Source organism: Lactobacillus sp. B4007 (assembly GCF_026535895.1).
GTDB classification, from domain to species: domain Bacteria; phylum Bacillota; class Bacilli; order Lactobacillales; family Lactobacillaceae; genus Lactobacillus; species Lactobacillus panisapium.
Map to the genome: position 1 here is coordinate 188,226 of NZ_JAFNPA010000003.1, position 17,538 is coordinate 205,763.

The 17,538-nt window shown below is 36.9% G+C and carries 17 protein-coding genes; 12 read left to right on the forward strand and 5 right to left on the reverse strand.

All coding sequences use genetic code 11. The annotated features are described in order from the left end of the window. Positions 1-41: 41 nt before the first annotated feature. Positions 42-401 carry a MerR family transcriptional regulator gene (locus J3U54_RS06135; protein ID WP_267385464.1) on the forward strand — a complete coding sequence of 120 codons (360 nt, stop codon included), beginning with the start codon at positions 42-44 and terminating at the stop codon, positions 399-401. A 40-nt stretch (positions 402-441) separates the two neighbouring features. On the opposite strand, the gene lexA is transcribed toward J3U54_RS06135, so the two are convergent. After that, positions 442-1,065, reverse strand: a complete 624-nt coding sequence (lexA, locus tag J3U54_RS06140; protein ID WP_103751773.1) for a transcriptional repressor LexA — start codon at positions 1,063-1,065, stop codon at positions 442-444. 152 nt (positions 1,066-1,217) lie between these two features. On the opposite strand from lexA, the gene J3U54_RS06145 reads away from it, so the two are divergent. The 5 genes from J3U54_RS06145 to J3U54_RS06165 all read left to right on the forward strand — a co-directional run bounded on the left by J3U54_RS06145 (position 1,218) and on the right by J3U54_RS06165 (position 6,905). Continuing rightward, a complete protein-coding gene (locus J3U54_RS06145; RefSeq protein WP_103751772.1) occupies positions 1,218-1,466 on the forward strand; it encodes a DUF896 domain-containing protein in 249 nt (82 codons plus the stop codon). Between the two features lie 69 nt (positions 1,467-1,535). Next, positions 1,536-1,751 (forward strand): YneF family protein, encoded by a 216-nt coding sequence (locus tag J3U54_RS06150; RefSeq protein ID WP_267385465.1) that lies wholly within the window; start codon positions 1,536-1,538, stop codon positions 1,749-1,751. A 73-nt stretch (positions 1,752-1,824) separates the two neighbouring features. Then, positions 1,825-3,579: an ABC transporter ATP-binding protein gene (locus J3U54_RS06155; protein WP_267385466.1), complete on the forward strand. Its 1,755-nt coding sequence runs from the start codon at positions 1,825-1,827 to the stop codon at positions 3,577-3,579. Further along, the gene (locus J3U54_RS06160; protein WP_267385467.1) at positions 3,572-5,371 is read left to right on the forward strand and encodes an ABC transporter ATP-binding protein; all 1,800 of its coding nucleotides are present in this window, start codon (positions 3,572-3,574) and stop codon (positions 5,369-5,371) included. The genes J3U54_RS06155 and J3U54_RS06160 overlap by 8 nt, the downstream gene beginning before the upstream one ends. 133 nt (positions 5,372-5,504) lie before the next feature. Continuing rightward, positions 5,505-6,905, forward strand: coding sequence for an FAD-binding oxidoreductase (locus tag J3U54_RS06165; RefSeq protein WP_267385468.1), 1,401 nt, complete (start codon positions 5,505-5,507; stop codon positions 6,903-6,905). A gap of 50 nt (positions 6,906-6,955) precedes the next feature. Here J3U54_RS06165 and J3U54_RS06170 read toward each other — a convergent pair whose 3' ends face one another. Both J3U54_RS06170 and J3U54_RS06175 read right to left on the reverse strand, forming a co-directional pair. After that, positions 6,956-8,134, reverse strand: coding sequence for an SAM-dependent methyltransferase (locus J3U54_RS06170; RefSeq protein WP_267385470.1), 1,179 nt, complete (start codon positions 8,132-8,134; stop codon positions 6,956-6,958). Between the two features lie 83 nt (positions 8,135-8,217). Beyond that, positions 8,218-8,832 (reverse strand): lysophospholipid acyltransferase family protein, encoded by a 615-nt coding sequence (locus J3U54_RS06175; protein ID WP_103751765.1) that lies wholly within the window; start codon positions 8,830-8,832, stop codon positions 8,218-8,220. A 58-nt stretch (positions 8,833-8,890) separates the two neighbouring features. Between J3U54_RS06175 and J3U54_RS06180 the strand changes: the two genes are divergently transcribed. The 4 genes from J3U54_RS06180 (at position 8,891) to J3U54_RS06195 (ending at position 12,683) form a co-directional block, all read left to right on the forward strand. Further along, complete coding sequence (locus tag J3U54_RS06180) at positions 8,891-9,922, forward strand: GIY-YIG nuclease family protein (RefSeq protein WP_267385471.1); 1,032 nt, start codon at positions 8,891-8,893, stop codon at positions 9,920-9,922. 157 nt (positions 9,923-10,079) lie between these two features. Continuing rightward, positions 10,080-10,865: a 30S ribosomal protein S2 gene (gene rpsB, locus J3U54_RS06185; RefSeq protein ID WP_267385472.1), complete on the forward strand. Its 786-nt coding sequence runs from the start codon at positions 10,080-10,082 to the stop codon at positions 10,863-10,865. Positions 10,866-10,900: 35 nt separating this feature from the next. Beyond that, the gene (gene tsf / locus J3U54_RS06190) at positions 10,901-11,776 is read left to right on the forward strand and encodes a translation elongation factor Ts (RefSeq protein ID WP_220219795.1); all 876 of its coding nucleotides are present in this window, start codon (positions 10,901-10,903) and stop codon (positions 11,774-11,776) included. Between the two features lie 280 nt (positions 11,777-12,056). After that, positions 12,057-12,683, forward strand: a complete 627-nt coding sequence (locus J3U54_RS06195) for a hypothetical protein (RefSeq protein WP_267385474.1) — start codon at positions 12,057-12,059, stop codon at positions 12,681-12,683. A 98-nt stretch (positions 12,684-12,781) separates the two neighbouring features. On the opposite strand, the gene J3U54_RS06200 is transcribed toward J3U54_RS06195, so the two are convergent. Next, the gene (locus J3U54_RS06200; protein WP_267385475.1) at positions 12,782-13,885 is read right to left on the reverse strand and encodes an acyltransferase family protein; all 1,104 of its coding nucleotides are present in this window, start codon (positions 13,883-13,885) and stop codon (positions 12,782-12,784) included. A 105-nt stretch (positions 13,886-13,990) separates the two neighbouring features. Further along, entirely contained in the window at positions 13,991-14,863 is an 873-nt protein-coding gene (locus J3U54_RS06205) for a LysR family transcriptional regulator (RefSeq protein WP_220268084.1), read from the reverse strand. A 109-nt stretch (positions 14,864-14,972) separates the two neighbouring features. Here J3U54_RS06205 and J3U54_RS06210 point away from each other — a divergent pair, with 109 nt between their 5' ends. Together J3U54_RS06210 and mdcA are read left to right on the forward strand one after the other, a co-directional pair. Further along, the gene (locus J3U54_RS06210) at positions 14,973-15,890 is read left to right on the forward strand and encodes an ACP S-malonyltransferase (RefSeq protein ID WP_267385476.1); all 918 of its coding nucleotides are present in this window, start codon (positions 14,973-14,975) and stop codon (positions 15,888-15,890) included. Further along, positions 15,883-17,523 carry a malonate decarboxylase subunit alpha gene (mdcA, locus tag J3U54_RS06215; protein WP_220232070.1) on the forward strand — a complete coding sequence of 547 codons (1,641 nt, stop codon included), beginning with the start codon at positions 15,883-15,885 and terminating at the stop codon, positions 17,521-17,523. Before J3U54_RS06210 ends, mdcA begins: the two co-directional genes overlap by 8 nt. Positions 17,524-17,538: the final 15 nt, after the last annotated feature.

A 17,538-nucleotide genomic window follows, 5' to 3' on the forward strand; every position in this document is an offset into this window, starting at 1 on the left:
TTTAACTATGGGGGGTTTACCCAACGTCAAGGAGGATATACATGTATTTAAAAGAATTTATCACTAAAATGAATACTACTAAGGATACAGTTAGGTTTTATCTTGAATTAAGCTTATTAACGCCAATACGAAAGGGAAAAAATTATTGGTTTACTGATAATGAAGTAGAATCATTTCAGGAAATAAAAAACTTACAAGAATTGGGCTTTTCACTAAAAGAAATTTGCGCAATCAAAGCACTGCATGATCAGTCATGTGGCACAAAAAAGCAGCATGAGCAAAATCTTCGGCTAATCGAAGAAAAAATAGCGGAAAATGATGCTGCAATCAGAGAACTGCACCATAGAAAAAAAGCTTTAGTGGCATTGAAAAAAACACTAAAAAAACTGCTCATCAAGTAAATGAACAGTTTTTAATTAAACGATCTAACAGACTAAAAAGCTAATTAATATTATTGCGGTAAAGACCAACAACTTTACCTAAGATATGAACACTATTAAGAATAATCGGTGCCATGTTATCATTTTCAGGTTGAAGACGATAATGATCTTTTTCCTTATAAAAACGTTTAACAGTTGCCTCGTTTTCATCTGTCATGGCAACAACAATTTCACCATTTGTTGCTGAGCTTTGTTTACGAACAATAACATTGTCACCGTTTAAAATACCAGCATTAATCATACTTTCCCCGTGAACACGTAGCATGAACAAGTCACCAGCATCATTTTCTAAATCTGGTGGAAGAGGGAAGTAATCTTCGATATCTTCAACCGCCAAAATTGGCTGACCGGCAGTAACAACACCAACAACAGGAATTTCAGTTGGCTTAACGCCAATGGCTTTCTTACCTTCGTCTGTTATTTCCAATGCTCGCGGCTTGGTGGCATCCTTAACAATAAGGCCTTTGCGTTCCAATCGTGACAAATGACCGTGAACAGTCGAAGTCGAAGAAAGTTGAACTCCTTGGCAGATTTCTCGCACAGTTGGCGGAAATCCGCGCTTTTCAACTGTGTCATAGATATAACGTAAAATTTGTAATTGTTTTGAACTTTGTTTGTTAGTCATCTTTAGCTCCCATGATAGTCTATTTGCTGATAAACATATTCTAACAGAAATTAAGTCATAATACAAACAAGCGTTCTAAGAAATTAAACTTTTTTTCTTAGCTGAAATAGGGTAGACTCTTTTTATTGAGAAGTGCGAAAGAGGTGCAAAAAATGACAGAAGACAATGAAAAAAAGATGATTAATCGGATAAACGAACTATATCATAAGAAAGAAAAAGAAGGTTTGTCTGATGAAGAAGAAAAAGAACGTGAAAAGCTTCATCAAGAATTTATCAAGAACTTTCGTGCCGGTTTTAAGCAAGATGTTGAAAACCTGGTCATAATTGATAAAAATGGCAAGGAAATTACTTCTGAAAAAGCAAAGAAAGCTCAGCGGAAGAAAGGTTTACGAAAAGACTAATTTACGTCTTTAAATTTACTTAGATTTTCGGTAAGATATATCTATTGGACAAATTGAGGTGATTATTTTATGAATTTAGGATTAGAGATTGTTTTAATTATTGTTGCATTATTAATTGGCCTTGTTGGCGGTTTTTATGGTGCAAGAGCATACATGAAGAAATACTTTAAAGATAATCCACCAATCAGTGAGGATATGATCGTTGCCATGATGTCACAAATGGGGCAAAAGCCTTCCGCTAAGAAGGTTAACCAGGTGATGAACATGATGAAGCATCAAAAATAGTCAATCTTACTGAATTGAAAATAAAGACGGAGGATTATTTCTCCGCCTTTTTATTTGGAAAGAAAGGTGAAAAATGGGTATATTTTTTAAGCTTGGATGGTTTTTTAAAAAGGAGAAAAAACGGTACCTAATTGGTGTGACCTTCTTGGCTTTAACGTCTGTAATTAATTTGGTTCCACCGCGAATATTAGGACTAATGGCTGATCAGCTCGATAAAGGACATATTTCTTGGCAAGAATATGGCTTGTTAATTTTGACAATCATTTTCGCGGCACTACTATTATATGGCTTTCGTTACTTGTGGCGCAGGCAAATATGGGGTGGAGCGGCAGAACTAGAACTGCAGTTGCGCTCGAAATTATTTCGGCATTTTATGGAAATGGATCGCACTTTTTATCAACGCCACCGAACAGGTGATTTAATGGCGCACGCAACCAATGATGTTTCAGCTATTCAAGAAGTTGCTGGTGAAGGTGTTTTGACTTTGGTCGATTCTTTATTAATGAGTGTTTCAACCATGATCGCAATGATCATCTTTGTTGACTGGCGGTTGACGATAGTTGCTTTAATTCCCTTACCATTCTTAGCTTGGGGAGCTTGGAAGTTGGGCGATCAATTATATGATGCCTTTGATGAATCACAGGCTGCTTTTTCCCGCCTCAATAATAAAACACAAGAATCTGTTTCAGGAATTAAGGTCCTAAAAACTTTTGGTCAGGGTAAAGAAGATACGCAAGCATTCAATGATATGATTGCTAATACGATCAAAATCAATAAACGTGTTTTTAAGTGGGATTCGTTGTTTGATCCACTAGGTACTTTACTAATCGGTTTAACTTACACAATTACAATTATCTATGGTGGGTTATTGGTTAGTAACCGGGCTCTTACAATTGGCCAATTAGTTTCTTTCATTGCCTATATTGGGAACATGGTTTGGCCAATGTTTGCAATTGGCTATTTATTTAATATTCTAGAACGTGGTAGTGCCAGTTACGACCGTGTTGAAAAGTTACTGGATGAAAAGCCTGCAATTACTGATCAAAATGCTGATCAAAGCATTCATGCTCAAGATATTGATGGCGACTTAAAATATGAAGTAAAATCCTTTGCTTATCCAGATGAACCACAAATTCCAGTTTTGCACAATATTGATTTCACTTTGAAAACAGGTCAGACTCTTGGCTTGGTCGGTAAAGTTGGTGCTGGTAAAACGACCATCATTCAACTTTTGTTACGCGAATTTGATCAATATGATGGCAAAATCACTTTAAACGGTCATGATATTCGGGAAATTCCTCTGAATGTTCTATTAAGACAAATTTCATACGTGCCGCAAAACAATTACCTCTTTTCTACTAGTATTCAAAAAAATATTGCTTTTTCTGATGCAAATTCCGATGAAAGTGCGGTCATTTCTGCTGCGAAAAAGAGTGATTTGCACAATGATATTCTACAAATGCCTGGCGGATATAATACGCTAATTGGCGAAAATGGCGTTTCCTTATCTGGTGGTCAAAAACAAAGAATGTCTATTGCTAGGGCGCTTTTAAAGCAAAGTAAAATTTTGGTTTTGGACGATGCGCTATCAGCAGTCGATGCCAGAACAGAAATGGCAATTTTGAAATCACTTCGGCAGGAGAGAAAAGGGAAAACAACCTTAATTGCAACTCACCGATTAACTTCCGTAATGGGAGCAGATTTGATTTTGGTAATAAAAGACGGACGAATTGTTGAACGAGGCACACATGATCAGTTATTAGCAGAAAATGGCTGGTACGCTGATATGTGGCAACGGCAAGAATTAGAAGAAAAGGTAGGTGAATAGCTTGGAAGAACAAAATAATTATGAATCAGTCTGGTCCAAAGAAATACCTGTCAAGGAACAAATTGGCATCTTCAAGCGACTACTTCGTTTTGTGATGCACTTTAAAAATGAAATGATTATTGCTGGTGTGGGTGCATTTCTTGTCAGCGTCATTAATATGCTGTTACCTTATGGTCTGCAGTATTTCTTGGATAATTATTTAGTCAAAGCCAATGTTACGACGCAAGTGATTTTGTTTGCTGGTTTTTTATATGCTTTTGGCTCAGTAATTAAGGGTATTCTTCAATTTACCTACGAATACTTTTTTGCTCTTGGATCCGAAAAGTCATTGGAGGGCCTACGGTCGGCCTTGTACCAAAAACTCCATCAGTTGGGAATGCGTTATTTTGACCAAACGCCAGCAGGCTCAATTGTGTCAAGAGTAACAAACGATACGATGACTTTGAGCAATTTTTTAACGGTCCTATCTAGTGTCGTTATCTCTTTCTTTTCGATTATTTCAGCGCTAGTAGCAATGTTTACAACTAATTTTTTAGCTGGACTAATCGTATTGGCTTTCTTGCCAATATTATTACTTATTATTTGGCAATATTCTAAAAGAAGTTCCAAACTCTATCGTAGTTACCGTGAGCGGTTAAGCCGGATAAACACTAATTTAAATGAATCAATTGAAGGTGTTTCTCTGATTCAGCAATTCAAGCAAGAAAAACGAATGACTGGCCATTTTGAAAGTGAAAACACGGCACTAATGAAAACCCGTTTTAACATGATCAATCTTAATTCGCTTTTACTTTCGCCCTTAACCAGTTTGCTTTATTCTCTGGCCCTTGCTTTAACTTTAATGTACTTTGGCTTTCCACTACGCCAGACTTTTGTGCCTGCAGGTGTTGTGTACGCTTTTTCACAATATATTTCGCAGTTTTTTAATCCGATTGCAAACATGATGGACCAGATGACCTTTTTCCAAGACGGAATAGTTGCTGGTAAGAGAATTTTTCGAATTTTAGATAATACTGATTATGAGCCTAAGCAGCAAGAGCAACCGGGATTAACAATCACACAAGGGAAAATTGAATTTAAGCACGTAAGCTTTTCCTACGATGGAAAAAACGAAATTTTACACGATATTTCCTTTACCGTTAATCCAGGAGAAACTCTTGGAATCGTAGGTCATACAGGTTCCGGTAAAAGTTCAATCATTAATGTTATGATGCGCTTTTATGAATTCTACCGGGGTGAAGTTTTAATTGACGGCGTAGATATTAAGAAGTACCCGAAAAAGGAATTACGGCAAAAATTAGGTCTAGTTTTACAAGAACCATTCATGTTTTACGGTGATATTAATTCTAATATTAGGCTGTATAACCAAAACATTAGCGATGACGAAATTAAGGCTGCCGCAAAAACTGTCCAGGCTGACAGTTTTATTGAAAAATTGCCTGGCAAATATCACGCTAAAGTTGGCGAGAATGGCAGCGAATTTAGTCAAGGACAACGCCAATTGATTTCTTTTGCACGAACTTTAGTAACTGATCCAAAAATTTTGGTTTTAGATGAAGCTACTGCAAATGTTGATACCGAAACAGAAACCTTGATTCAGCAGGGATTGAAGAGCTTACGAAAAGGAAGAACAACTTTAGCGATTGCTCACCGTTTATCAACTATCGTCGATGCTGACCAGATTATTGTTCTAAATGATGGTAAGATTATTGAACGTGGTAACCACGAGGAACTGCTTTCCCAAAAGGGTTATTATTATAACTTATATACCCTTCAAAATAACCAAAATTAACTTTATGCACGAGTTCACAAAGAGCTCGTGTTTTTGTTTCCAATATAGTATTGACAGCGTTTACATAAAAGAGTAGATTATTTATGTCAGATATTAATTAAGTTTATGATTTAGGAATGGGAAGAAAAATATCATGGAATATCATAAAATAGATCAAACTGATCGGACAAACTTAAGTAAATTTATTTCCGATCCAGAACGTTTTATTAATCAACCTACAAAGCACTGGGATCACGATCAATTTCGAACAGTAACCGCTCTGCCGGACTTGGTTATTCAACCGGTTAATAATGAAGAAGTTATCCAAGTAGTTAAGTATGCGAATGAAAAGCACATTCCTCTGGTACCACGGGGTAATTCAACCGGCTTGATGGGAGCCAATTTATCTGTTGACGGCGGTATTTCTCTTGATATGGTTAAAATGAATAAGATCTTGGAATATGATCCAGATAGCTTAACAATGACCGTACAAGCAGGAATAAGATTAAAGGATATCGAAGAATATTTGGCTGATAAGCCATTTACTTATATGCCAGCACCTGCAATGCATTGGGCAACAATTGGTGGTAATGTGTCAACTAATGCTGGTGGGTTAAAGGCAATTAAATACGGCGTAACCAGAGAACATATTCGTGAGTTAAAAGTGGTTTTAACGAATGGCAAATTATATAAGTTTGGTTCTAAAGCGGTAAAATCATCTTCCGGCTACTCTTTAAAAGACTTAATTATTGGAGCAGAAGGAACGCTTGGTGTTGTAACGGAAGTAACATTGAGACTATATCCTAAACCACATAAGACAATCAATGCTATCATTCCTTTCCCAACTTTAAATGATGCTATTAAATCAGTACCAGCAATTTTAGCTTCTGGAGTTGTACCAACAACTGTTGAATTTATGGGCAGAAAAGTAATTAAGTTATGGGAAAAATATGCTAATGATGAATTTCCAATCAAGAATGGTGATGGTTTTATCATTATGGGCCTAGACTCATTCACTGAGGGAGAATGGCGTGCAGAATTGGATCAAGCACTAGAAACTGTTAAAAAGTTTAAAGCTGAAGAAGCAATTGTTTTAAGTGCAGACTCTGAAGAAGCTAAAAAGATCTGGAAGTGTCGGGAAGAGCTATTGCTGGCAATTCAGAAATCAACGCCAAAAATGGATGAAATTGATGTTTGCGTACCAATTAATCATATTCCTGATGTGCTGGACCGCATTGAAGAGTTAGAAAAAGAGCTAAAGATTAGAATACCTAGTTTTGGGCATGCTGGCGACGGTAATTTGCACATCTATCTCTGCTCTGATGAAATGACACCAGAAGAATATGCTAAAACTAGTGATAAAGTCATTTCAGAACTTTATAAGACGGCTAAGTCATTAGATGGCAATATGTCTGGTGAACACGGAATTGGTTATGCACGAGCAAATTACTACGAAGAGTTCTATGGTCATGATTATACAGAGCTATTGCGTGAGGTTAAAAAGTTATTTGATCCAAATGACATTGTTAATCCAGGAAAAATCTTTGAAATGTAAATTTTGGCAATAAAAAAGAATGAGTTAACTCATTCTTTTTTTTGCGCTATTTATTGACCTAGCATATAATCACGTGTCATTGGTAAGTTTTTACCTGAAGCACCTTTTGTTAGTAAATATTGGACAACATCAATGTTACCTGATTCAAAGGAGGCTGCACAGGCCTGTAAGTACAAGTCCCACATTCGGGTGAAGCGTTCACCCATTTTCTTTTCAATAACATCACGTTGCTTATTAAAATTATTGTCCCAAATTTCCAAAGTTCTTTGATAATGGCGTCTAAGCATTTCCATATCATCAATTTGCAAGCCACTTGCAACGATGTGATGAACGTTTTCTTCTAAGCCGGGGATATAACCACCTGGGAAAATGTAACGGTCAATCCATGCGTTACTTGCTCCACCTTGCTGACGAGTTATGCCGTGAATTAACGCAACACCATCCTTTTTAAGGTATTTGGCAACATCAGTGAAATATTGACCCAAGTTTTCTTTGCCAACATGCTCAAACATCCCAACAGATGTAATATAATCCCACTGCTCATTACCAAGTTCACGGTAATCTTCAAGCTTAACTTCAGCTACGTCTTGCAGGTTTTCATCATAAATCTTCTTTTGAACTAGCTTGTATTGTTCTTCACTGAGAGTAACACCAGTGACTTTTAAACCATATTCTTTAGCTGCGGTGAGCATTAAGGTTCCCCAACCACAACCGATATCTAGTAATGTTTTACCCTTTTCAGGATTCAGCTTTTCAAGAATATGCTTAATTTTGTCAATTTGTGCTTTTTCTAAGTCATCCTCATTGTCCTTTTTAAAATAGGCACATGAGTATGTCATGGTTGGATCTAACCAAAGACAGTAAAAATCGTTTCCGATATCGTAATGACTTTGAACGTCTTTTTCACTTTGTTCTTCAGTGTGTTTTTGGTGAGGCATAAATTTACGAAACTTGCTGGAACGCATAAAACTATCAGCACTTTCATAAGCACCAAAAATCAGCTTCTGCAAACTACCATTTATTTCGATTTTTTTGTCCATATATGCTTCTCCTAAAGCTAGGGAAGCATTGCGCGTTATATCACTAATTGGAATTTTTTCATTAAAAACAATTTCAATATTGGGAGTGCCATTGCCGTAAATTTCACTTTTGCCATCCCAATAAGTTACCTTAATTGGAAAAGGAAATGACTTGCTTAGCATCTTCTTATAAAACGACTTTTCTAACAATTTTAGAATTCCTCCATTCAATTACTGTTGTAATTTATTTTAACACTACAAAAAAAGACTGAACTCTTTCGAATTCAATCTTTTTATTTTGCATGATAATGAAAAGCAGGGTTTTGTTCCTGATCAATTTTTTTCCAAGCATCTTTTAGCTGATTATCTAAAAGATGTTCATTTTCGTGGGTTAACCTTATTTTCGGATCTACCCGAAATGGTTGCCCAAAACAAACTTCTAACGGTTCCCTTTTTAATAGCCCAGTAAAAGTTAACGGCCCCTGATAAACAACCGGAACAATTGGTTTACCAGATAATTTAGCAATGGCAATTGTCCCACTTTTAAGTTCAGCCGAATGACGTGTGCCGGATGGGAAAATAATCAGTGAGTAATTACCTTTTCTTAATCCCTTTATTGGGGTTTTTAAAGCGGATGGGCCTGGATTTTTACGATCAACTGGAAATGCATGTGCGTGCTTTAATATAAAGCGCAAAATTGGATTTTTGAATAATTCAATTTTAGTCATAAACATAAATTCCTTAGGGCTAGCAGCTAATGCAAATAAAATCGGCTCCCACCAAGTACGGTGAGGTGCAGCCAAGATATAATTTCCCTCGGGAATACGATCTTGATGATTAACATGTAAATGCCCGTTTAACACCCACACAATGAAGCGGGCGATGGGCCGTATAATGTGATAAAACATATTTTCCTCCAATGATGTAAAATATTATAGCAAAGCTTTGCGAAGGGATAAAATATTTATGGTAAATTTGAGCAAAAATGAACGAATCGACTATATGTATAGCGATAATTTGAAAATTATTCAAGATAAAGATGCCTTTAGTTTTTCACTTGATACCTTATTATTAGCGGCTACGGCCAAAGACGCGATTAAAGATAGCTCTAAAGTTGCGGACTTATGTTCTGGCAATTGTGCTGCGAGCATTTATATGGCTTATTTTAACCGGGCAAAGTATGATGCAGTTGAAATTCAACCAGAAGCTGCTTCACAGGCTATGCGTTCTGTTCAATTGAATCAAATGGAAAATCGGATCCATGTTTTTCAAAAAAACGTTAAGGATGCCGCCCAGTTTTTGCGAAAAGATTCTTATGATGTGATTGTTATCAATCCACCTTATTTTAAAGTTGCCAAAGATCACAAGGTTAATCCCGATCCTAAAAAGGCAATTGCCCGCCATGAAATAATGATTACTTTAGAAGAAATTATTGCAGTTGCTAGTGGTTTATTAAAAATGAAGGGCAAGATGTACATGGTTCATCGACCCGAACGGTTAAATGAAATTGCCTATTTTTGTTTAAAACATGACCTAAGTATTAAATTCATTCAGCCTTATGTTTCTCATCGCGGCGAAGATACAAACTTGATTATAATTGAAGCTGTCAGGCACACTGCTAGTGATGGCTTAGTTTTAAAAGATGCTATTGAAGTCCACGATCACGATGGCTCATTTTTACCAGCGATTCAAAAAATCATTCGCGAAACACCAGAAGAAAAAGCCAAGCACGATCAACGAGCAAAATATTACTTTTATGTTTTATTGTGCAGCGATGGAAGTTTTTATGGCGGCTTTACTAACAATTTAACTAAAAGGCTTGAGGCCCATAATACGGGGAAGGGTGCAAAATATACTAAAAATAGGCGACCGGTCAAAATGATCTATCATGAAGAATTTAGTGATAAACGCTTAGCTTTAAAAAGAGAATATTGGTTTAAACACCATACACGCCAATGGAAAGAAAAATTTTTACATGAGCATGCTGTTAATTTTTAGACTTGATTCTTAGCCTTAAATTTAGTATGATTTTATCTGTGTGTTGTGTGAATACACAGTTAGAAAACATCAAGAGCGATCAACGTTTTGGTGCCAAACATTGGTGAAGCGTTGAAATGACCGCTTGAGAGGACTAAAACCATAGGAGGAATTTATTATGTCAGTAGTTTCAATGAAACAATTACTTGAAGCTGGTGTCCACTTCGGTCACCAAACTAGAAGATGGGACCCTAAGATGGCTCCATATATCTTCACTCAAAGAAACGGTATCTACATTATTGATTTGCAAAAAACTATCAAGATGTTGGATGACGCTTATGCTTTTGTTAGAGCCGTTGCTCAAGATGGTGGAGTTATCTTGTTTGTTGGTACAAAGAAGCAAGCACAAGATTCAATCGCTGAAGAAGCAACTCGTGCAGGTCAATACTACGTTAACCAACGTTGGTTAGGTGGTACTTTGACTAACTGGAAGACTATCCAAAGTAGAGTTCAAAGATTAAAAGATTTAAAGAAGATGTCAGAAGATGGTACCTTTGATGTATTACCAAAGAAGGAAGCTTCACTTTTGACTAAAGAAATGGACAAACTTGAAAGATTCTTAGGTGGTATCGAAGATATGCCTAGAATTCCTGATGTTATGTTCGTAGTTGACCCTAAGAAGGAAAAGATTGCTGTTCACGAAGCTAACATTTTAGGTATCCCTGTTGTTGCTATGGTTGACACTAATACTGATCCAGATCCAGTTGATGTTGTTATTCCTTCAAACGATGATGCAATCCGTGCCATTCGCTTAATTTCAGGTGCAATGGCTGATGCAGTTATCGAAGGAAAACAAGGCCAAGATGACAGCGATGCAAACGTTGAAGCTGAAATGGCTAAAGACGCTGCAGCTGATGACGAAGAACAAGCAGCTGAAACTGAAGAAAGTTCAGAAGAAGATTAATTTAATAATTAGCTTTTATTTGGAAGGATACATCAATGGCAAATATTACTGCTAAACAAGTTAAAGAGTTACGTGATCGTACTGGTGCCGGAATGATGGACTCCAAGAAGGCTTTGGTTGAAGCTAACGGAGACATTGAAAAGGCAATTGATATCTTAAGAGAAAATGGTGTTGCTAAAGCTGCTAAGAAGAGTGGTAGAATTGCTGCTGAAGGTTTAGCAGAATACGCTTTTGAAGGTAACACTGCTGCTCTTGTTGAAATCAACTCAGAAACTGATTTCGTTTCATCAAATGATAAGTTCATTAAGTTGGTTGATGATGTAACTAAGGCTATTCTTGCTGCAAAGCCAGCTAACGTTGAAGAAGCTTTAAAGGCACCAATGGGTGATTCAACTATTGGTGAAGAAATCACTAACTTAACTGCTGTTATTGGTGAAAAGATCACTTTAAGAAGATTTGATTTAATTAATAAGAACGATGATGAAGTTTTTGGTGCTTACAAGCATAACGGCGGTGCAATTGTTGCTGTTGTTACCTTAAAGGGTGACAGCGAAGAAGCAGCAAAGAACATTGCAATGCATGTTGCTGCAATTAACCCAGAATACCTTGATAAGGATTCTGTTCCAAAGGCTGACTTTGATCGCCAAAAGGCTGTTTTCACTAAGGAAACTGAGAATGAAGGCAAGCCTGCCAACATTATTCCTAAGATTGTTGAAGGTCGTGTCAACAAATACTTAAGTGAAATTTGTTTAGTTGACCAACCTTACGTTAAGGATGGCGACATGACAGTAGCTGAATATGCTAAGTCAGAAGGCTGTGAAGTTGTTGCTTACACTCGCTATGAAGTTGGCGAAGGTATTGAAAAGAAGCAAGAAGACTTTGCTGCTGAAGTTCAAGAACAAATGAAATAATTAAAATTATAATATAAGCAAAAAAGAATCTTATCAGTGATGATAAGATTCTTTTTTATTAGAAAAATAGGTAAAACAAAACTTACCAAAATAGATTAATAAAATATCGAAACTATAGCTTTTAGTTCGAAGTCTGGACTAAAAATAGTTAGGAAATTCTGGTATCCTTCCTATCTGATTACTGAAAGCGCTTGCCAAATAAGTTTATTTCTGGTAGCATATACAATTGCACTGTCAATTAAATGGTAACAAACCATTTCGGTCATGAAAGGAGATTATCATGAAAATAACCGATGAGCAATTTACTAAGAGAAAAGAATATGTTAAGGGAATGTTCTCATTAGGTGGCTTAAGTGAATGCGGTAAATCAGCAGCTGGACTTTATTTTGATAGTATTGGCATAAAGCGAATGAAAATCATTGCAATTGAAAAAGAGATGATGCTTGAACGAAACTATCAATTTACCGGACATCCAACGGAAAATGATTTCAAAAAGTTATATGCAAACAATCCTGAACAGATTTTTCGTGAATTCTTGTATCGTCTAATTGGTAAAATGCAGGAGGCAGGAACTCATTACGCTTCGATTGAAAGTTTGTATCGCTCAGAACTTGGGGCATACCTGAAAAAGGAACTAGGAGCAAAGATGCTTAATATTTATATTGAAGCTCCTCTTGAGGTTAGGGCGAAACGCGAATTTAAGAAACAAACTATCGATAATGGGGAAAACTATACCTTTGATGAAATAGTTGAACGAACCAAGAAAAAAGACCAGTTTAAGATAAAACATGGGGCATTGAGGGTTAAAGAAATTGCAGATATTATCGTTAATAATGACAAATTTGTTGAAAATGAGCAGCAGTATGAAAACATCATGGCCGGATTAGCTTCTATTGTCAAAAAGTAAAGCTTTCAAACTCAATTATTTATTACGTAATTTTCGCATATTAGTAAAACATAAAAGGCTTGATTCAGTTGACTACCGAACCAAGCCTTTTTATCTAGTTAAATTATTTGTTTTATTTTCGTCCACCAAATATGCAGACAATAAGCTGACGTGAATGACAAAATCCATGTTAATACCCATGTGCCAAAGAAAGTTAAGAATGGGTGGTATGTTGCGTGGAATTGCATATTTAGTCCGCGCCAGACCAGTTGATTCCAAAAGACATTTGATAAATAGGCACGATAGGCATAAGTAGCAAGAAAATGGAAAACTGTTAAAGCTGTTTCTGAATTTTTTCGTACTTGATATAAGCAAAGTGCAGCGATTAATGCAATAACCGCTAAGCAATAAAATGTCATTGATGGCTTATAATACGGTGCATTGGCAAAAAGAACGGGATGACCGAACTGATATAATTCAAAATTGGTCCAAATGAAACAAGCAACAAAAGCAATTAAGATCAGCCACCAAAATTTTTGTAAAAAGTTATTAACTTGATTCCGCAATTGCCAGCAGAGGACACCAAAGACTCCGTAGATAAAAAACGAAATAAACACGCGATCAAGCAGATACCACGTTTTTTCATGCGCACCGTGAAATACCTCTGTGTCGTAAAACAAGAGCCAAGCTAAATATAAAACTAGGGTGATTAATGCTACAGCAATTCCTTTTTTCACGTTATTGCCGACAAAGCAACTGATTGCCCAGAAAAGTGGCATTAAGATGATAAATTGCAACATCATTGTGTTGTACCACAAATGTGGCGCAGCGTTACCATTAATAAAATGCCAACAAAAAGAACCAAAATTATGAAATTGATTAATCTGTTGGAGCCAAGGCATTCCTAGTAAATAAATCAAAGTCCACCAAATAGTTGGTACAAACAAGTTCGACCAACTTGAACGCAGATGCTTGCGGTAAGAAAAGTTTCCCGCTAAATCATTAGTTCTAATAGTGGTATATAAAATGCCAAAAATAAAGGCTGGAGCAGTATATTTGACTAAATTATACAGAATACCAAAAATGTCCTGCGTTCTTATAGGCTGACCACTTCCCATGATTAAGGACATGATTGGTTGAGACATCACTGCTGTACAAGCAAATACTTTTAAGTAGTCACCAATGTCAGCAATTTTATAGGTGGGATAAGGATATTTATCCATTTTAATTAAGACCTTTCTTAGAAGATTCGTGAGATCCCTAAGAAGTTCCAGTTTAATATATGCGCTTTTTGGTAAAAACGCAAGCCCATTTTTAGTAATTATATTCTAACTATTTTGTGCACCCGTTAGTACTGCAGCGATTTCGTTACTAAATAATCTTTGGTTATCAGTTAAATTTTGGTAGGGAGTATTTAGATAAATTGTTCTTTGCGGCGAATTGGGGAAAATTCTTGCACTGTCGATTAAATGAAAATTGGTAAAAAAGCTTCCCCAGGTAACTTTGGGAATAAAGCCCATGCCTAGACCTGCTGCAATCATTTCTCGCACCGTAGCTGGTTCATCAGATTGATATTTAAAATTGAGTTTTAATTCATTTTTAGCTAAAAACTGATTAATTGTTTGTTGCAATTCAGTTTCATCACTTTCGCCGACAAAAGTAAAATTCGGTAAATCTTTAACATCTAAATTATGTTTACCTTGCATAAAATTCTTTTGCCAGCCAATTACTATTTCTTCTTTTAATAACGGAATTGCGGTGAAATGGTCGATTTTATTGGAAGAGATAATAAAATCAAACTGCTTTAAATCCTTAGCGAAGGTTGTCCGTTGATGAATATTTAGACTGACATTAGGCAGTAATTTTTGCATTTTAAGGGCAACAAGTGGGATGAGCGGTGAGCCAACAGTAAAAAGAACATTAATTTGGCTATTTTCTTGGTCTTTATTAGTTTGGACAGCCTTAATTCCACGGTTTAGTAAATTTAAGCTATCGGAAACATATGAATAAAAAATCTTTCCTTGTTGGTTAAGCTGAATTGTTCTTCCTTGCCGGTCAAACAATTTAACGCCTATTTCTTCTTCTAATTGCCTGATGGTTTTACTAATTGCTGATTCACTTACGTATGCTAGCTTAGCTGCTTCAGTCACTGAACCTATACTTGCGACACTAACAAAATATTTTAATCCGGTTAAATTCATTTTTTACACCAATTGATAACCTTTTAGTTAACTATTATTCCTATTATCTATTATAAATGGTTATCGATTAGGGTTAAACTGTTTTTGTGAGATCCAAAGAGGTGATAACTTGAAATACTTATGGTTATTTCCCGGTCAAGGGGGTCAAAAGGCCGGGATGCTTCAAAAGATTGACCCGACATTAAAAAGTAAGGTTGAAAGTTGGACAGGTGTGAAGCTTGTAGACAGTGAAAAGGGCTATCTAAATTCGCAACAAATTCAGCTTAGTATTTTGCTGTTGCAAGTTCAGCAAATTGATCAGCTCAAAGAAAAAGGCTGGCTGCCAGATATCGTAGCGGGACATTCACTTGGAGTTTTTGCCGCCGCCTATGCTGCCGGCGTTATTAATAAAGAGGATGTTTTTAAACTTGTAAGTTTGCGAGCAAGTCTAATGCAATCATCATTTCCAATAGGCTATGGCATGGGTGTCGTTGTAGGTCTATCTCGTCAAGAAGTTGGGAACTTGGTGCAACAAGTGAACACGGAAAAAGACCCGGTCTTTTTATCAAACCAAAATTCTGAATTGCAAAACACTTTGTCTGGCAAAATAACTGCTATTCAAGCCGTACTCCAATTAGCTAAAGAAAGTGGTGCAGCCAAGGCTAAACTTTTACAAGTTCCGAATCCTTCGCATTCACCATTGATGCAAAGCGTGGCGGATAAATTGACCAAACAGATTGGGCAGTTAGAGTTGCATTCTCCTACCTGTATTTATTTAGCAAATAATAATGGGCATCCGGTTAAAAATATAGCTGAAATTAGCTATGATTTGGCCAATAACCTAACTCATCCCGTTTTTTGGGAAACAATGATCAATGTGGCTCTTGAATACAACCCACAAGTAAGCGTGGAATTTGCTCCAGGAACTGCTTTTACTAAATTATTAAAGGCAAAAACGAATCAACTAGCTAATATAACTTTGGCAAATATGACGATTGATGACGCAGATTTTTTATTACATAAATGGAAAGGAAAAGATAATGACTGAAAGAAATTGGCACACCCATCGGGATGCTAAAAATGCACGCTTAGCAAAAGCGGCGACACTGCTCGAGGGGAAATTTGCTAAAACAGAGGATGTTGTTAAGGTTCTTGAGACACTAATTAAACCTGGAGACAAGGTTGTTTTGGAAGGCGATAATCAAAAGCAAGCTTCATTTTTGTCAGAAGCACTGACAAAAGTAGATGCGGAAAAAGTTCATGACTTACATATGATTATGTCAAGTATTTCTAGGCCAGAGCATTTAGACATTTTTGACTTAGGAATTGCTGCCAAAATGGATTTTTCATACGCAGGTCCTCAGAGCACTCGCGTTTCGCAAATGATTTCTGATGGCACCATGGAAGTTGGCGACATTCACACATACTTGGAACTTTTTGGCCGTCTATTTATCGATTTAATTCCTAATGTTGTTTTAGTAGCCGCTGATAAAGTAGACCATGAAGGCAATTTATATACGGGCTTTAATACTGAAGAAACACCGACTATTGTCGAAGCAGCAGCTTTTCATGATGGCATTGTAATCGTTCAAGCTAACGAAATCGTTGATCAAGTACCAAGAGTTGATATTCCTGCCGGTTGGGTTGATGTGGTTATTCCCGCTGATCAGCCTTACCAGCTTGAGCCACTATTTACCCGTGACCCACAAGCAATTAGCGAACTGCAAATTTTAATGGGCATGATGGCAATTCGGGGAATATATGAAAAACACAATGTTCAAACTTTAAACCACGGTGTAGGTTTTAACACTTCCGCAATTGAACTTCTCTTACCAACTTATGGTGAGCAACTGGGCTTAAAAGGTAAAATTTGTCGTAACTGGGAACTAAATCCAACTCCAACCTTAATACCAGCAATCGAAAGCGGCTGGGTGGAATCAATTCACTCGTTTGGTGGTGAAGTAGGGATGGAAAAGTACATTATGGCGCGGCCAGATATTTTCTTTGTAGGTAATGACGGAACAATGCGGTCGAATCGTGCCCTAGGCCAAGTTGCCGGACAATATGCTTGTGATATGTTTGTTGGTTCTACTTTACAAATCGATCAATGGGGTAATTCTTCAACAGTCACCAATGGTCGTTTATCTGGTTTCGGTGGTGCGCCTAACATGGGCTCTAATCCAACCGGTCGGCGTCATTCAACTCCTGCTTGGCAAAGCTTGAAGCCCGAAGATAACCCATTGGCAAAAGGGCAAAAGCTCGTTGTGCAGATGGTTGAAACATTTGGTTCTAATAAAAAGCCCGTTTTTGTTGATCACTTAGATGCTGAAAAGGTACGTAAAGAAGCTAAATTAGCTAACGTTCCAATTATGATTTATACCGAGGATACGACCCATATCGTGACTGAAGAAGGAATCGCATATCTGTATAAAACTGATAGTATGGAACAAAGAAAAGCTGCAATTGAAGCAGTAGCAGGTGTGACACCGGTTGGCTTACGCTCAAAGCCAAAAGAGGTCCAAAAACTGCGCGATCAAGGGATCGTTGCTTTACCAGAAGATATTGGTGTTGCCCGCCGGGATGCAAAACGTTCATTACTGGCTGCTCAAACAATGGACGATTTAGTGCAATGGTCACATGGCTTGTACAATCCACCTGCCAAGTTTAGGTCATGGTCATAATAAGGAGGTTAATAA

Bases quoted from the DNA above. Each gene is read 5' to 3' on its own strand.
- J3U54_RS06135 (WP_267385464.1), top strand. From the start codon at position 42: ATGTATTTAAAAGAATTTATCACTAAAATGAATACTACTAAGGATACA.
- lexA (WP_103751773.1), bottom strand. From the start codon at position 1,065: ATGACTAACAAACAAAGTTCAAAACAATTACAAATTTTACGTTATATC.
- J3U54_RS06145 (WP_103751772.1), top strand. From the start codon at position 1,218: ATGACAGAAGACAATGAAAAAAAGATGATTAATCGGATAAACGAACTA.
- J3U54_RS06150 (WP_267385465.1), top strand. From the start codon at position 1,536: ATGAATTTAGGATTAGAGATTGTTTTAATTATTGTTGCATTATTAATT.
- J3U54_RS06155 (WP_267385466.1), top strand. From the start codon at position 1,825: ATGGGTATATTTTTTAAGCTTGGATGGTTTTTTAAAAAGGAGAAAAAA.
- J3U54_RS06165 (WP_267385468.1), top strand. From the start codon at position 5,505: ATGGAATATCATAAAATAGATCAAACTGATCGGACAAACTTAAGTAAA.
- J3U54_RS06175 (WP_103751765.1), bottom strand. From the start codon at position 8,832: ATGTTTTATCACATTATACGGCCCATCGCCCGCTTCATTGTGTGGGTG.
- J3U54_RS06180 (WP_267385471.1), top strand. From the start codon at position 8,891: ATGGTAAATTTGAGCAAAAATGAACGAATCGACTATATGTATAGCGAT.
- rpsB (WP_267385472.1), top strand. From the start codon at position 10,080: ATGTCAGTAGTTTCAATGAAACAATTACTTGAAGCTGGTGTCCACTTC.
- tsf (WP_220219795.1), top strand. From the start codon at position 10,901: ATGGCAAATATTACTGCTAAACAAGTTAAAGAGTTACGTGATCGTACT.
- J3U54_RS06195 (WP_267385474.1), top strand. From the start codon at position 12,057: ATGAAAATAACCGATGAGCAATTTACTAAGAGAAAAGAATATGTTAAG.
- J3U54_RS06200 (WP_267385475.1), bottom strand. From the start codon at position 13,885: ATGGATAAATATCCTTATCCCACCTATAAAATTGCTGACATTGGTGAC.
- J3U54_RS06205 (WP_220268084.1), bottom strand. From the start codon at position 14,863: ATGAATTTAACCGGATTAAAATATTTTGTTAGTGTCGCAAGTATAGGT.
- mdcA (WP_220232070.1), top strand. From the start codon at position 15,883: ATGACTGAAAGAAATTGGCACACCCATCGGGATGCTAAAAATGCACGC.